Source organism: Dawidia cretensis (genome assembly GCF_018598175.1).
Classification (GTDB): Bacteria; Bacteroidota; Bacteroidia; order Cytophagales; family Cyclobacteriaceae; genus Ohtaekwangia; species Ohtaekwangia cretensis.
Map to the genome: position 1 here is coordinate 169,602 of NZ_JAHESE010000003.1, position 14,853 is coordinate 184,454.

Here is a 14,853-nt window from a genome sequence, read left to right on the forward strand (position 1 = left end):
CCCGCCATGTCAATCAACCTTCCGCCTCTTCCAACGTACATCCCCTGGGTCTTCGCCATCACAACCGTTCTCACGATCTACCTGTTCTGCCGTAGCATCCACTATCCCGGTAGCCAAAAAGATAGACACTACGGCATTATTATCTGCCTGCTGGCGTGGCTGGCCTTGCAAACCGTCCTGACACTAAAAGGTATCTATAACACCGACACGGCTGCGATGCCGCCGCGTATCTTTGCACTCGGGTTGTTTCCCCCATTGCTCACGGTTATTCTCTTGTTTGCCACCAAAGCCGGGCGTCAGTTTGTCGACGGTCTGTCATTGCCTGCGCTTACGTGGCTGCACGTCATACGTATTCCCGTCGAGATCATTCTGTTTTGGTTATCCATACATCAGGCCATCCCGCAGCTCATGACCTTCGAAGGCCGTAACTTCGACATCCTGGCAGGCATTACCGCCCCGATTGTTGCGTATGTCGGAGTAACAAGAGGCAAGCTAAATAAATCGGTGCTACTGATCTGGAACATTTTATGCCTGGGCCTTTTGCTTAACATTGTCGTAAACGCGGTATTGTCGGCGCCCTGGCCACTCCAGCAATTTGCCTTCGATCAACCCAACGTCGCGATCCTTAACTTCCCCTACAGCTGGTTGCCCACGTGCATCGTGCCCATCGTACTGTTTGCACACCTGGCCGCCATTCGGCAGCTAACGCGAACGGCATAATGCCCTTTTTCCCCCCTCAAAAAGGCACGATCGCCCTCCGTCGGACACGACAAATGCCTGTAAATTTGATTATAAACTCTCCCGATCATGCAAAACGTACAGGCTAACACCATCGACGAGTACATCGCAGCATTCTCACCTGCAATTCAGAAGCTCCTCAAACAAGTGCGCGAAACAATCCACAAGGCGGCGCCTAAGGCCGAAGAAAAGATCAGCTATGCTATGCCAACCTTTTACCTGCACGGCAACCTGGTGCACTTCGCAGCCTTTAAAAACCACATCGGGTTTTATCCGGCGCCCCAGGGCATTGAAGAATTTAAGAAAGAGCTCGCCAGGTACGAAGGAGGCAAAGGATCTGTGCAGTTCCCGCTGGACGAGCCGTTGCCACTAACGCTCATCAGCCGCATTGTAAAATACCGGACGTTGCAAAACGAAGCGAAGGCAAAGGAGAAAGAGCAAACAAAAGCCAAAAAGAAGAAGTAATCAAGCAATACCGAGCGCGTCAATCTTCTCCTGGATGCCGCGCTTCTCCGCTTGCGTCCTGGCCAATGTATGTGCCCTGCGGAAATGAGCCAGCGCTTGTTGCGCGTCGGTATGCCGGTATAGCTCGCCCAGCAAGAGAAAATAAAAATGATTGTTTTCAAGCCTGAGCTTCTCGGCTTCTACAAGTGCCGCTTGCCAGCCACGCGCTTTATACAATGCAAATGTGCGGTTAAGGGCAACACTGGGAGAATAATTAATAAAGAGCAAATCATTATATAACTGCAGGATCTCCTCCCATTTTTCTGTCGTATCTTCTTTCATGCAATGCCAGGAAGCGATGCGCGCCTCTAAGTGATACGAGCTAAGATCGTCACCCTCCACAGAGAGATTTAAAAAATGACGCCCTTGATTGATTAACGCCTGGTCCCACAGTTGCTCATCCTGTTCTTCGTACAGCACAGGCAGATCGCTGTAGGACGCCTGGCGGGCATTAAACCGCGATGCGTGAAAACACATCAATGCCAACAGTGCATGTGTCTTGGGAGTACGGGTAGGGGGATAGTCAGTCAACAACAGGCACAGCCGCATAGCCTCGAGACACATGTCCTTTTGCAAAATCCTATCCTGGGTAGTAGAATAGTACCCCTCGTTAAATAACAGATATAGTACGTGCAGTACATTGTCCAGTCGTGTCGCGAGCGTATGTTCGGGTGGAAACTCCATAGCAACACGTTCAGTGCGCAACTTCTCCCGTGCACGAAACAGGCGTTTATTGATCGTCTCTTTATTAGACAAAAATGCCTCGGTAATCTCGTCTATGCCAAAGCCGCATAAAATGCGTAGTGCCAAACCGATCTGGGCTTCACTGGCAATTGCCGGCGTGCAAATCGCAAACATCATCTGCAACTGACTGTCACGAATGCCCTGCTGTGAAAAGTCGGGCTCGACGGCATCCGTTTTTGTTGACGCGTTGGAGGCAACGGAAGGCAGGACATTGTCTTGCAAGATCTTTGTGCGACGAAAGTGATACAGCGTCTTTTGCTTCGCCACGGCATATAGCCAGGCAGTAGCGTGTTCGGGTATGCCACGCTTTTCCCAGCTCTCCATCGCCTGCAGAAATGTCTCACTCACGATGTCTTCTGCCAGGGCGATATGCTCCAGCCCGTACAAGCGGGCGATAACGGCCACCATTTTGGAAAACTCCCGTTGAAAAAGCTGTTTAAGCGCGTCGTGATTTTGTATCATGGAAAAATGGAAAACAACCCCGCCCATAGCAGGCAGGGTTCTTACGGGAGATAAGATTACATGATAGGGCGTATTTCTACGCTGCCTTGTGCATCCAGTGCCGGGCATCCGTGTGCTAGCGTAGTAGCATCCTCCAGGCTTTCTGCCTTCACAACGATAAAGCTGCCCAGCCGCTCGCGTATCTCTACAAACGGACCGTCAGTAACGACGCCGCCCGCTTTGAGCACCTTGCCGGCATCACCCAACCGCGGGCCATTGGATACCAGCCTGCCTTGCGCGGCAATACCGCCGGCCCAGTCTTTCCATTTTTTTGAAAGTTCCTTCATCTCTTCCGGCGAAATTTGACTGTAGTCGTAGCTTGGTTGGCGAAATAACAATGCGAATTCTTGCATACATGTTTTGTTTAGCGTTGAAGATAATTTAACGGACAATGACCGACAGTGCCGGAATTGGACAACCATCCAGGAAAATATTTCAATCAATGAACAAGACAAATTAAGCGTACTTTTGAGGAAATTCCATAAAACGTAATGATATCTCGACCCGCATGAATACCGCACCGCGTATCGAACAGCTACTCCCCAAAAAACTAATGGGCATGCACGTCCGCATGACTCTTGCCGAAAACCGTACAGCCGATCTTTGGCGCACCTTTATGCTGCGCCGCCGTGAGATATCAAACATCGTGGGCACTGACCTATACTCCATTCAGGTCTACGATCACGGATGGGTTCCAAAGGCATTCACACCTCACATAACCTTCGACCGATGGGCAGCCGTCGAGGTGTCTGACATAACAACCATTCCCGCCGGCATGGAGCCCTTTAGCCTCGAAGGATACTACGCCGTTTTCATACATCACGGTCCTCCCAGTGCGTTCATGCCCACGTTCCAATATATTTTTCAGGAGTGGCTCCCGGCGTCAGACTATGTCCTCGATGATCGCCCACATTTTGAAATATTGGGAGAGAAATATAAAAACGAGCATCCGGATTCTGAAGAAGAGATATGGATCCCGATCCGGCCCAGATAGAATTATTCAACCTTTATTCCGACCGCAAGCTCTTCACCGGGCTCGTCACCGCCGCCCGCAAGGCCTGGTAGCTCACGACCAGCAGTGTCAACACCAATGCTCCGCCGCCCACAAAGACAAACACAGGCCATGCCAGTGTAGTGTGATATTCATAATGCTCTAACCAGCGTTGCATGACCAGAAATGACAACGGCAGGGCCACACAACAGGCAATCACCACCAGCCGTACAAAGTCACGTGACTGCATCTGCCACAGAGATGTTACAGACGCGCCCAGCACTTTGCGAATACCAATCTCCTTCGTGCGTTGCTCGGCAACATACGATGCCAGCCCGAAAAGCCCCAGGCAGCTGATCACAACCGTCAGGACGCTGAAGAGGGTAGCCAGTTGGCCGATGCGCTCCTCGGCAGCGAACTTAGCTGCATAGATATCGTCCACAAATGTATAATCGAATGGCGCCGACGGAATCAACGTAGCAAAGACATGTTGTATGGCGGGTATCGCTTCGTGCGGACTGACCGTTGGGGTAAGACGCATATAGAGCCACCGCATGTCATTTTCAGAGAGAAAGATGATCGAAGCATCCGTCTTCTCAAACGGCGATCCTTTGATCATATCTTTTACCACACCCAAAATTTTGTACGTGCCCCGTTCACCCCATACCAGGCTTTCTCCCACAGGATGCTTCATGCCAAGCAAATGCAACGCGGATTCGTTTATGACAATACCTTGTATATCACTAACGTAGTCACGCGAGAAGTCCCGCCCTTCGGTAAACTCCCAGCCCACCGTTTTGCCATACTCGTGCGAGACGAAGATCGTGTTGAAACTAGGCTCAATAGCCTGACCCTTCCATGAAAAACCGCCATTCCAACCTTTCGTGCTGTTCACCGGGTAGTTAGCCTCTGCCATCTCTTCCACCATACCGGTATTCTTCAACTCCTGGCGCAGCACCTGATAACGTCCTGCATATTCAGGACTTGCAGCCCGCAGCGAAAGCAGCCCTTCGCGGGTATATCCCGACGCTCGATTCTTGCCAAACTGAATTTGTTGATGTACCACCAGGGTGGCAATCATTAACATCAACGAAATACTAAATTGAATCACAACCAACACCTTCCGTGGCGCGGACGCTGCCGGTCCGGCCCTAAAAGTGCCCTTCAGTACTTTTACAGGGCTGAAAGAAGAAAGGTATAGCGCCGGGTAGCTGCCGGCGAGAAACGCAGTAAAGATTGTAAAGCCTACGCAGGCAAGCCAGAAAATACTGCTGCTCCAGGGCAGTGTAAGAGCCTTGTCGGAAATGGCATTAAACCACGGTAACGTCAGTCCTACCAGTGCCAGTGCCACAACAAAGCTCAACCCCGCCATCAAAAACGACTCGCCGTAAAACTGTTGGATGAGCTGTAGCCGGTAAGAACCAATCGACTTCCGGATGCCCACTTCCTTCGCCCGTTTCTCCGACCGCGCCGTACTCAGATTCATAAAATTGATACACGCCAGCAATAAGATAAAGCCGCCGATAATACCATAATACCAAACCGTACGCAACCGTTCACTCGTTACACTTATGCCATTCTCAAACTGTGAATACAAGTGCCACCGGGACATCGGTTGCAGAAATACGGCCGGCTTGTGCTGCAGGTGTTCGGCATCGAGGTGCGGCAACATAATGTCTCGAAGCACAGCCGAGGCCCGCGCTACGTTAATACCCGGACGCAGTTGGGCATAGATATACATGTGGTAATTGTCCCATGTCTCCAATCCCTGGCCTCCCAGATAGTGATCGAGCGGAGCAAAATAGCTTGCTTCATGGAACGTGGTGTTGCGTGGGAGGTCGTCATATACACCCATCACCTTTAGTTCGGCCTGCGCATCCATCGTCACTACCTGGTTCACGGGATCGATATCGCCAAAGAGTTTTTCGGCTAAAGAAGCCGATAGCAGAATCGACTTCATATCTTTTAACCCGTCGCGCGATCCATATTTCATACGCAGACTGAAGAGCTCACCGCCCTCGGGCTGCATGAAATATCCTTGTTGGGTAAACTTCCGCTCGCCCACAGCGACAACACGTTCTTCGAGATTGGCCCGGACCATTGCGACGCGTTCAAACAACGCGTCGTACGTGTCGCCACGTAATAAAGATCCTAATCCCGTGGTGTGGATTCCATTCACTTCAACGGTACCATCCCAGGTCTCCGAGCGTTCTACCTGTACAATGGTGTTATAGTGGTCATGATACTTGTTAAATGAAAGCTCGTCATAGATCCACAGGGTGATCAACAACGCCGTAGCCATACCGGCTCCCAGGCCGCCGATATTAATGAGCGAATACCCTTTGTGGCGAAGCAAGTTTCGCCAGCCGATTTTAAAATAGCTAGTATACATACCATAAGGGGTTTGTGTTGTACGTTCAAAGGCAGACCGGATAATACCCGGCCGGAATAGGAGAATAACATCACCGATAAAACGAAGATCAGCCTGGCGCTTTCCCTGCCTCCGCAACCGTTCATGATATAGCTCCAGCAAGTCGCCTTCGATGTGAGACAACAGCTTCGGCTGGCAAAACCAACGCAAAAAGCGCATAAACAGACCAGGAGGGCCAGGCATCGTCGTTCTGGTGTAAAATTATTTCCTAAATGTAGGAATAACGATAACTGTGCCAGAACCGGAATCGGCGAAATTGACCAGGCAAACAATGATATAGAAGCAGCATTGTTCAGATCTGAACAATGTCCGGGCGGAAATGAGCAGCCCAACAACCCGGCATGGGCGGTATACCTACGAACAAGCGAGTGCTACGTGGGTACCATTCGAAGACGACTTCGTGGTGGAATCCAATCTCAGCTAATCTGAATACCTTTGTCTTCGGCTAGAAATTGTTTGGCCCGTGTCAATCGGAAGTCTTGCAGAAAAGTAGTGGTCGACTTACCCGTCAACGCCTTTAACTTCCGGTGCAGCTGCATCCGGCTCAGTCCCACTGCGGCGATAAACTCCTCTTCACCAAAACCTGCATCCGTAGCGTGCGCGTCGAGCAGTTGGGTCACATGATTGATAAAGTCGGATTCAGGATCCGACAGAAAGATGTCGTGCGTTTGCAAAGCAACCTGCTCGCTGAGCAACTGCCGCAGCTCCTCGCGTTGCTCGATGATCTGCTGTACGCGCGCACGCAGCTCCTTCGGCTCAAACGACTTGAGTATATAAGCATCAGCCCCCGCCTGCAGACCCTGTACCCGTATTTCTTCGTCCGCATGGGGAGTCAGCATAATAACCGGTATGTGGCTGGTAGCCGTGGCATCGCGCAGGCGCTCACAGAGCGCATTGCCGCTCAAGTGGGGCATGACCGTTTCACAGAGCACGAGATCGGGTACTTGCGTATAAACCTTTTCCCAGCCGTCCAGCCCATCCGTAGCGGTAACGACGCGAAAATGATCTTGCAGCGTATTGGTAATACGCGTGCGGGTATCGGCATCGTCAGTAACAACCAACACCAACGCCTGGCGGCTGGCGTCGTCATCTTGAACAGCGAGCATCGCTTCCAGGGTAGTAACCGAAGGTGCGTCAGCCTCGGCTTCGGTCAGCATCGGCCGCAGGCTGGGGGAGGTGATATGCGGCAAGTTCGTCGGGAATGACGGGGGCTTGGGCATATCTATTTCTTGTAACGCACCTTGAGCGTAACGCTTCCGCACGCGGGTGTGGTAAACAACGCCGGCGACCAACAGCACGAACAACAAACTGCTTAGGCCGATAAATAGAGTGCGTTGATCGGAGAGTTCATCCAATTGCAGTTGCAGGGCTTGCGCATAATTTTCCGCCGTCAGCTGGCGGCGCTCGAATGCCTGCTGCGTCCCGGCATAGTGCGCTTCAAGGCGTTGCAAGACCTGCCGCGCTTCCTGACCGTGCACCGTATCGTTTAGTTGCAGATAGGCATGCAGTTGCGTATAGGCCTTGTCAAATTGACGCCGCTGCGCATACCACTGCGCCAGGCGGTAATAAGCTTCCGGAAAGGCGCGCGTATCAGCGGTTTGTGTGGTCGCCAGCAGATCGTCCAGCAGGACACGTTCGTCGGCGCTGCCGCGGCGCCGGGAATTCAGCGTGGCGATCGTCGCGCGAATGTGCGCAGTGGTCGTAGTGTCACCGGCCATATAGGCTAAGGGTAACGCCTGCAATAGATAGTTTTTGGCATTCTCGGCATTGTGGTGTTCGGCGTAGTAAATACCCAATTCCGTCATCAGCGCCAACGTCTCGGCAGTGCGTTGGTGAGTCTGTGCCAGCGCCAGTGCCTGGGTGTAATGCGTGATGGCTTTGCTCGAACGGCGCATGCCGACGTACACGCGGGCAAGCCCGGTGTGTGTAGCCATCAGCGCCGGAGCGTCTTGTTTGGAACCTTGCAGCTTAAGGGCAGCACGAAAGTGTTTTTCCGCCTGGCGATATTGCTCTTGCGCCAGCAGATCACTGCCAAGACCATACAGCGCTTGCCCATGCCCTGGAATGTTATCGGTTGCTTCGAATAATCGCAGGGCTCGGCGATGATAATCTTCTGCAGTGCTGGGATCGCCCAGGGCCTGATAGGTGTCGCCAAGGTTGAGTAGTTGGGTGGCATAAGTAGAATCAGGCGTGCCGGATTCGAGGTAATCCAACGCCGAGGTCATGAACGGTAACGCAGCCTTGGGTTGACCCTGATGGCGGAAGTATAGCCCGGCGGAGATGAAATAATGCGCCGCCACAACATTGTCATGACGGTGTACGTCGTACAAATTTCCAAGAAGTCCCAGGTAATAACGCCCACTGTCGGCGTTGGTCAACGTCAGTTGGCGAAGCTCGCCGGCGAGGGCATGCAGATCGTCACCGGCCTGTGGCGAGCGACGTTGCTCGGCTATGCGATGCTCAAGACGACGAGCGCGTGCAGGCATAGCGTCTTGCCCATGCGCAGTAAACACAATAAAAAACACCGGAAAGCAGAGGAGCCACCGCATAGAGAGTTGGGTTTTATAGACCGAAGGTACAAAATCCGGCCATATCCCACGCCTAAATTTCATCCCCCCATGAAAAGAAACAAGCGTCTGGTCACGGGCGCCACGGCCCATCGGCGGCAGTTTGCGTACATATTTACTCAACTTGCCCCGGCCAACATACAGAATACATAGCGCCGGCAGCATGGAAAAAAGCAGGAATTTCGTAAAATTGATAGTCGATGATTTTAGCCAGAGCCAGCCATAGAAAACATTGTTCCCATGAACATTACACAGTACCTGGGCCGAATCGCTTTTGAGCATACCCTTACCGCCGACACCGATACTCTCACGAAATTGCACCGTCAACACGTTTTTCAGGTGCCCTTCGAAAACCTCGACGTACACTATAAAAAAAGATTTACCCTCGATACGGCAGCGGTATACGACAAGATTGTGAACCAACAGCGAGGCGGGTTTTGCTATGAGCTAAACAGCCTCTTTTTTACACTGCTACAACATGTGGGCTTTCGTGGGTTCATGATATCGGCCAGCATCTTTGACGATACAGGCACGCCCGGTCCGCGCTTTGATCACATGGCCGTTGTGGTGGTGGAGGCAGACACCGACTACCTACTCGACGTAGGCTTCGGTGACCTCTTCGTCACACCGTTGGAAATTGCACCCGGCAAGGTGCAGCACGATGGCCGAAACTACTTCCGCATCGATCCGCATAACGATGGCTACCGGTTGGCCATGTCGTCTGACGGCAATACCTTTCAGCCCAAATATACCTTTACCCTCGACGCCCATAACGTCAGCGACTTCGAGCCCAGCTGCTACGACAAACAAATCAATCCGGACTCGTACTTTGTCAAAAACATCGTCTGCACACGTCCTACCGATGCCGGCCGGATTACGCTGTTCAATGACCGGCTTATCGAGCAACGCCATGAGCAGCGACTCATTTCTGAGATCAGCAGCGAAGACCACCGGAGGGAAGTCCTTCGGTCCGAATTCGGTCTGGCGTTGTAGCCACACACGCACACAACAATTTGTCTCGCCGCACCCCGCCGATTGTCACATTCACCCCTCCCGATACGGCCGTAGAGCATAGTATCTTTGACCCAGGATAAAACATCAACACCCATGACCACCTTTATTAGCATCCTTCTTGCCGTTATCGCACTTCCCCTGATCGTAGCCTTATTTGTCCGGAAGAAATACGCGCTACAGCGGTCCATTACGATTAACCGCCCACGTGCTGGGATATACGACTACGTAAGTCAGATTCGGAACCAGGATGCTTATAATAAATGGGTGATGGCAGACCCACATTCCCGTAAAACTTTCCGCGGCACCGACGGCACCGTGGGCTTTGTATACGCATGGGACAGCGACGTGAAACAGGTAGGGCAGGGCGAACAGGAAATCAAAAACCTGATGGCAGATGAACGCGTAGAGCTTGAAGTACGTTTCGTCAGACCATTTGAAGGACGGGCCGACTCGATCATAACGTTCCAAAGCATTTCCCCAGATCAAACAAACGTTACCTGGGCCTTTCAGAGTGGTATGAAATACCCCATGAACATCATGCTGTTGTTCATAAACTTTGAAAAGATCCTGGGCAAGGACCTGGAGATAACCTTACAAAACCTGAAAGATGTACAGGAAAAATAAGAAGACAGCGCCTTTATAGGAACCTGCACAGTTACATATATTGACCGACACAAATCCAGCTATGGGAGCAGTATATTCTTGCGGGATAACCCGGGCAGGTATAATTTTGGAGTAAATCAATGTTATGCCTAAAATACCGAAGCTCTTCTTATACTCGTTGGGCTTGCCCGACGAACAGTATGCTACCCTGGCACGGCTTGCCGGCAAATTGCCGAAGGAAATTAAAGTGGCCGCCATCGAAAACGCCGCCGACGTGATCCCTGATTCCGCCGGCTGGGTTAAGGCCACCCGCGATGCCTTTACCTACCATGGATTTGACGTGGAGACCATCGACCTCCGTCACTGCCAGGGACAGGCCTTACGCGAAAAGCTGATCCACAAAGACGTGATTTGGGTCGGCGGCGGCAACACATTTTACTTGCGTTGGATCATGAAAGAAAGTGGCGCCGATGAGATCATACCCGCGCTGGTGCGACTGGGCAAAGTATATGCCGGATGGAGCGCCGGCGCGATCGTGGCCGGACCCACCCTCCGGGCCTTCGACGCTATGGACGACCCGGCAGAAGCGCCGGAGGTTATTTGGGAAGGACTCGGCATGACACAAGCCGTCATCGTACCCCACATGGACAATGATGACTTCGCTGCCAGCGCTGCCAAAACCAACCAGCAGTTGCTGGCCGAAGGATGTAACGCACTCGCACTCGACGACATGCAGGTAGTGGTCATCCAGGGCGACGAACAGCAGATCTACTAAACCAAGGCATCAACCTTAAAACATACCACGTATGACGGTAGAAGTTTTTAAAACCAACGTGACCGACGCCGCCGACGCGACCTGGCTGCTGGTGTGCATCCACACCCGCTTCCCGGAATACAAGGCCAACTTTGCCCTGGATGACTGCGACCGCATCCTGCGGGTCCAGTGTAACACAGGCTTTGTTCACACGCAGGCCATCATCCGGCTGATGAGCGAGTCAGGCTTCTATGCCATCGTGCTTAGCGACGATGATAGCGATAGTGGCAGCGATCCGTCCAGCTGGCCTCACACGCTACTGGAGCTGTTTGAGTAGCGATCCAGTAGGAGGCCACAACTTTTTCATGGTAAAGCCGTATCTTTAAACTATATGCACTTTCAGCAGATACCGCCCCCTGAATACCTCAAGCCCTACGTCCGGTATTACTGGACGCTTGAGAACCAGGATTGTGGTGACGAGCTGAAAACCTTTAGCGCCATTGCGGACGGCTGTCCCGGTCTGATCTTTCAACAATTGAGTGGCACCAACTTCTATGACCAGGACCAAAAAAAGCTTCCCGCATGCTTTTTGTATGGGCAGGCAAGCAGCCACCGCGAGCTATATACACCGCAACAGTTCCGACAAATTGGTGTATACTTTCAGCCACACGCCCTACGTACGGTCTTTGGCCTTGACGCCGACGCGCTGACGAACAGCTGTACAGACCTCGGCGGGCTGTCACGCCGGGAGCTTTTCAACCTACCCGAGCGCCTGCTCGATACACGGACCCTACAAGAACAAATCGAAGTACTATCACAATACCTCTTCTACCTCATTCAGCAAAACACCCTGCGCATTGACGCTCGTACCCAGCAGATAGCATCGCACATTGCTGGTGCCCGTGGTGATGTATCCTTGCCGTTATTGCAACGCGACCTGGGCATTTCCGAGCGTAGCCTCGAACGGCGCTTCCGCGAACATATCGGTATTTCACCAAAACTATTTGCACGCATCGGGCGCTTTCAGGCAGCGCTGGACCGTCTGCGTGAGGGGCAGTACGATAAGCTCTCTGACATCGCCTTCGAGCACGGCTATGCTGACCAATCCCACTTCATTCGTACCTTCCGCGAATTTGCCGGTTGCTCTCCCCAACAATTTCACCAGCAATCCAACGAGCTCATCGAAAACTTTCCCGAACGCACGGCAATAAAGGATGCCAAAAAGGAGAAAGAAAAAATACTCGGTCTGGCATACCCCTAGAGAGTACAACTGTGTATCTAAAACAATCGTCCGGTATAAGCTTTTTCGATTAATATAAATTATCGCCTGCTAGGGCTGTTACCACATATATGATGGTGACACGAGTAATGTCATCTTCCGTTATTTGTCGCACAGAACCGGTTATTGTACCGTTGACATAAACGATTAGACGCCGCACACCATGGAAAAGATCGACAAGGAATTTGAAGACGCTTTGGCTAAGAGTTTAAAGACGATAGGGGGGAATTTAAAGCGATTAAGAGAGGCAGCAGAGAAAGATCTGACAGAGGTTGCCAAAGCCGTCCAGATAAAGGCGGAGGTATTAGAGACGATTGAGGAAGGAACGCATGAAATACGGGTTTCGCAGTTAGCGCGATTGTGTGCGTATTATAATGTAACGCCTGTCGATTTATTTAAATATTCAGAAGCTTAAAACCATCCAGGTAACTGATGATCTTTTTGCCGTTGGTGTAATTCTTTCGCCAGGCTTCGATCAGTCCATAAACCCTTAAATGCTTGCATATTGGATCACAAGCTTGATGCTTCCATCAGTACGTAGGGAATTTCCTTGAAATAATTCGAATATATACTCCCAGCAATGCAACTGCGCTATGCATTATCCCGGCAGATACCAAGGTTTTAGAAATCTCGCTTGAATTTATACAACGTAATTTTTTATACCTGAACTAAGTTTTTTAGTTAGGGTTTTTAAAGAAATATTATATTGTTTGTGCTAGCGTAATTCTCTTAACGCACAAGTACCCACCCCGTCTCCCGACGGTAATATTTCTCATACGGCGTTGTATGGCCTATAGATAAAGACAACTATACGGATAAGCCTATTTGTAGTTATCCTACTACAATGACTCATTTTCCACAAAAAGGTATAAGAAAACACAAATCCCGAAATCGTTTCCAGGTAATATTTTACCCGAAAAATGAAAATGTATAGTACATATATATTAAATACCTAGGGTGTTTCCCTAATTCTATATTTAAAGTATAATTTTTGGGGAAACTATTAAATGTTGTCAGTATATTCGGATAAGTAGGGATAGGAGCCCCTACGAAATGCAATTTTTAATTAAAACATTTAAACCCTATGAACATTTCAAATCTACTGACAGTGTCAGCCGCTGTCACCATTGCCGTTGCGGGCACAATCTTTGGCCAGAAAAGTGAGCCGGTTATTAATTATTACGCGATGACACCGAGTGGGTGTATATTGAATTCGAACCCGGGATGTGTTTCAAGTGGAACACTACAATGTTCAGTAATGATTGAAGGAAGTATCTGTCCGATTAGAAAGCAGAATGATTTGGGAAGCCCTTGCGTGATACCGATGTACAAAAATCAATAGGCGGTGATCAATATCCCAGGTTTTGAGGACCAAGATTGGGATTGCTGACAATTTCAGATTGTGGGACAGGATACAGTTCATCTGTATCCTGCCATTTTTTATATTCAATTAGCGACAACGTTGCGGAAGCCTGGTTTGTCCGCTTAAGGTCTAACCAGCGGTGTCCGCCTTCGGCGAAAAGTTCCATGCGTCGTTCCTGGGCGATTTTCTGTAATAGAGCGTCACGGGTAATCGATTGACCTTTAAATAACGCAAGGCTCGCACGGCGGCGGATCATGTCCACATCATCGACTGCGCCGGATAGATTCTCCAGATGTGCACGCGCTTCTGCACGTATCAGGTACAGCTCTGCCAGTCGCAATTCGACGTGAAATTGATCCTGACCATTAGGCTGTTGATATTTGTTGGCAAAGTGATAAACGGTATTGGTATTCCATACATGGGCCGTGTCCACCCAATGTACGAGCCGTTGGTCGCCAGGCTCGGGCGTCTCCAGGAACGATTCTGTTAGGTGAATAAGGGGTCTTTTGTTTAGTCGCTGGAGGAAGAGTTGAGCGTCGTATGGCCCGCTTGGTCGGCCGTCTTTCACGACCGGCAGAAGCTGCCAGATAACTTCCCGGCTGTTTGCCAGAAATACACTGTCGAGGTCGTTACTCAAGGCAAAGAGTGAAGTTTGGTCAAGCACCGCTGTTGCTTGTTGCTCGGCTTCCGTCCATTTTTCCAGATATAAATATACGCGGGCGAGAAATGCCGTTGCTGCCCAGTAGTTCGCCCGGCTGCGGGGATAAGCATCTTTTGTAAGAGAAAGCTCTTTATCAATCGAGAATAGCTGTTGAGCCTCCAGTAGGTCTGACAAAACAGCGTTATATGCGTCTGAGGAGGGTGATCGGCTTATGTGTAGATTTTTAGTGAGTTCAGTGGTGGTGGGCAGGGGGATGGCACCGAACAGGTTAGTGAGATAGAACGTAGAAAAAGCCCGGATAAACAATGCCTCTGCGCGCAATTGATTTTTCATGACAGAGGTGACCCCCTTCGAAGCGGCAAGACCGTCAAGAACGGAATTGGCAAGGTAGACATAACGGTAGCCCGGTTGCCAGCAGTATTCCTTTACCAGTGGGTTAGCAGAGGAGATGTTGTTGATTTCAAAAGGTGCGCGGTCCTTTTCTTCGCTTGCCGGCAGCGTTTTCATATCGTCCGTCGACAGGCTGGTCAAAAGGCTGATACCTGCGTTATTGAAATAAGGCTCGGAAGACATTTCACTGTACATTCCCCGCGCGGCCGTGACGGCTGTTAGATCATCCTGAAATATTAAATCGGGTGAAGGCCGTGTGCCGGGCGGATCGACGTCTACCAACGAATCACAGCTTGGTACGACGCTTATGAAA

Annotated in this window: 14 protein-coding genes; 9 read left to right on the forward strand and 5 right to left on the reverse strand. The window is 50.8% G+C overall.

From position 1 onward, the window contains the following. Positions 1 to 6: 6 nt before the first annotated feature. Together KK062_RS05870 and KK062_RS05875 are read left to right on the forward strand one after the other, a co-directional pair. Positions 7 to 720: a DUF8737 domain-containing protein gene (locus KK062_RS05870; RefSeq protein ID WP_254083325.1), complete on the forward strand. Its 714-nt coding sequence runs from the start codon at positions 7 to 9 to the stop codon at positions 718 to 720. An 87-nt stretch (positions 721 to 807) separates the two neighbouring features. Further along, positions 808 to 1,203, forward strand: coding sequence for an iron chaperone (locus KK062_RS05875; RefSeq protein ID WP_254083326.1), 396 nt, complete (start codon positions 808 to 810; stop codon positions 1,201 to 1,203). On the opposite strand, the gene KK062_RS05880 is transcribed toward KK062_RS05875, so the two are convergent. Together KK062_RS05880 and KK062_RS05885 are read right to left on the reverse strand one after the other, a co-directional pair. Further along, positions 1,204 to 2,448, reverse strand: a complete 1,245-nt coding sequence (locus KK062_RS05880) for an RNA polymerase sigma factor (protein WP_254083327.1) — start codon at positions 2,446 to 2,448, stop codon at positions 1,204 to 1,206. 56 nt (positions 2,449 to 2,504) lie between these two features. After that, positions 2,505 to 2,840 (reverse strand): YciI family protein, encoded by a 336-nt coding sequence (locus KK062_RS05885; protein ID WP_254083328.1) that lies wholly within the window; start codon positions 2,838 to 2,840, stop codon positions 2,505 to 2,507. A gap of 155 nt (positions 2,841 to 2,995) precedes the next feature. Between KK062_RS05885 and KK062_RS05890 the strand changes: the two genes are divergently transcribed. Next, positions 2,996 to 3,481: a GyrI-like domain-containing protein gene (locus KK062_RS05890; RefSeq protein ID WP_254083329.1), complete on the forward strand. Its 486-nt coding sequence runs from the start codon at positions 2,996 to 2,998 to the stop codon at positions 3,479 to 3,481. Positions 3,482 to 3,494: 13 nt separating this feature from the next. Here the strand turns inward: KK062_RS05890 and KK062_RS05895 are convergent, their stop codons facing one another. Both KK062_RS05895 and KK062_RS05900 read right to left on the reverse strand, forming a co-directional pair. Continuing rightward, the gene (locus KK062_RS05895) at positions 3,495 to 6,092 is read right to left on the reverse strand and encodes an ABC transporter permease (RefSeq protein ID WP_254083330.1); all 2,598 of its coding nucleotides are present in this window, start codon (positions 6,090 to 6,092) and stop codon (positions 3,495 to 3,497) included. Positions 6,093 to 6,325: 233 nt separating this feature from the next. Beyond that, a complete protein-coding gene (locus KK062_RS05900) occupies positions 6,326 to 8,458 on the reverse strand; it encodes a response regulator (RefSeq protein ID WP_254083331.1) in 2,133 nt (710 codons plus the stop codon). Positions 8,459 to 8,716: 258 nt separating this feature from the next. On the opposite strand from KK062_RS05900, the gene KK062_RS05905 reads away from it, so the two are divergent. The 6 genes from KK062_RS05905 (at position 8,717) to KK062_RS05930 (ending at position 12,541) form a co-directional block, all read left to right on the forward strand. Then, positions 8,717 to 9,469 carry an arylamine N-acetyltransferase family protein gene (locus KK062_RS05905; RefSeq protein ID WP_254083332.1) on the forward strand — a complete coding sequence of 251 codons (753 nt, stop codon included), beginning with the start codon at positions 8,717 to 8,719 and terminating at the stop codon, positions 9,467 to 9,469. Between the two features lie 114 nt (positions 9,470 to 9,583). Beyond that, positions 9,584 to 10,114 (forward strand): SRPBCC family protein, encoded by a 531-nt coding sequence (locus KK062_RS05910; RefSeq protein WP_254083333.1) that lies wholly within the window; start codon positions 9,584 to 9,586, stop codon positions 10,112 to 10,114. A gap of 124 nt (positions 10,115 to 10,238) precedes the next feature. After that, a complete protein-coding gene (locus KK062_RS05915; protein WP_254083334.1) occupies positions 10,239 to 10,868 on the forward strand; it encodes a Type 1 glutamine amidotransferase-like domain-containing protein in 630 nt (209 codons plus the stop codon). Positions 10,869 to 10,899: 31 nt separating this feature from the next. Beyond that, positions 10,900 to 11,184, forward strand: coding sequence for a hypothetical protein (locus tag KK062_RS05920; protein ID WP_254083335.1), 285 nt, complete (start codon positions 10,900 to 10,902; stop codon positions 11,182 to 11,184). 54 nt (positions 11,185 to 11,238) lie between these two features. Then, a complete protein-coding gene (locus tag KK062_RS05925) occupies positions 11,239 to 12,108 on the forward strand; it encodes an AraC family transcriptional regulator (RefSeq protein ID WP_254083336.1) in 870 nt (289 codons plus the stop codon). A 181-nt stretch (positions 12,109 to 12,289) separates the two neighbouring features. Beyond that, complete coding sequence (locus KK062_RS05930) at positions 12,290 to 12,541, forward strand: helix-turn-helix domain-containing protein (RefSeq protein ID WP_254083337.1); 252 nt, start codon at positions 12,290 to 12,292, stop codon at positions 12,539 to 12,541. Positions 12,542 to 13,475: 934 nt separating this feature from the next. On the opposite strand, the gene KK062_RS05935 is transcribed toward KK062_RS05930, so the two are convergent. Beyond that, entirely contained in the window at positions 13,476 to 14,723 is a 1,248-nt protein-coding gene (locus tag KK062_RS05935) for a RagB/SusD family nutrient uptake outer membrane protein (protein WP_254083338.1), read from the reverse strand. Between the last annotated feature and the right edge of the window lie 130 nt (positions 14,724 to 14,853).

Excerpts from the sequence above, each read along its gene's own strand:
- KK062_RS05890 (WP_254083329.1), top strand. The coding sequence starts at position 2,996 with ATGAATACCGCACCGCGTATCGAACAGCTACTCCCCAAAAAACTAATG.
- KK062_RS05900 (WP_254083331.1), bottom strand. The coding sequence starts at position 8,458 with ATGCGGTGGCTCCTCTGCTTTCCGGTGTTTTTTATTGTGTTTACTGCG.
- KK062_RS05915 (WP_254083334.1), top strand. The coding sequence starts at position 10,239 with ATGCCTAAAATACCGAAGCTCTTCTTATACTCGTTGGGCTTGCCCGAC.
- KK062_RS05910 (WP_254083333.1), top strand. The coding sequence starts at position 9,584 with ATGACCACCTTTATTAGCATCCTTCTTGCCGTTATCGCACTTCCCCTG.
- KK062_RS05870 (WP_254083325.1), top strand. The coding sequence starts at position 7 with ATGTCAATCAACCTTCCGCCTCTTCCAACGTACATCCCCTGGGTCTTC.
- KK062_RS05925 (WP_254083336.1), top strand. The coding sequence starts at position 11,239 with ATGCACTTTCAGCAGATACCGCCCCCTGAATACCTCAAGCCCTACGTC.
- KK062_RS05895 (WP_254083330.1), bottom strand. The coding sequence starts at position 6,092 with ATGCCTGGCCCTCCTGGTCTGTTTATGCGCTTTTTGCGTTGGTTTTGC.
- KK062_RS05880 (WP_254083327.1), bottom strand. The coding sequence starts at position 2,448 with ATGATACAAAATCACGACGCGCTTAAACAGCTTTTTCAACGGGAGTTT.
- KK062_RS05935 (WP_254083338.1), bottom strand. The coding sequence starts at position 14,723 with ATGTCTTCCGAGCCTTATTTCAATAACGCAGGTATCAGCCTTTTGACC.
- KK062_RS05920 (WP_254083335.1), top strand. The coding sequence starts at position 10,900 with ATGACGGTAGAAGTTTTTAAAACCAACGTGACCGACGCCGCCGACGCG.
- KK062_RS05875 (WP_254083326.1), top strand. The coding sequence starts at position 808 with ATGCAAAACGTACAGGCTAACACCATCGACGAGTACATCGCAGCATTC.
- KK062_RS05885 (WP_254083328.1), bottom strand. The coding sequence starts at position 2,840 with ATGCAAGAATTCGCATTGTTATTTCGCCAACCAAGCTACGACTACAGT.
- KK062_RS05905 (WP_254083332.1), top strand. The coding sequence starts at position 8,717 with ATGAACATTACACAGTACCTGGGCCGAATCGCTTTTGAGCATACCCTT.
- KK062_RS05930 (WP_254083337.1), top strand. The coding sequence starts at position 12,290 with ATGGAAAAGATCGACAAGGAATTTGAAGACGCTTTGGCTAAGAGTTTA.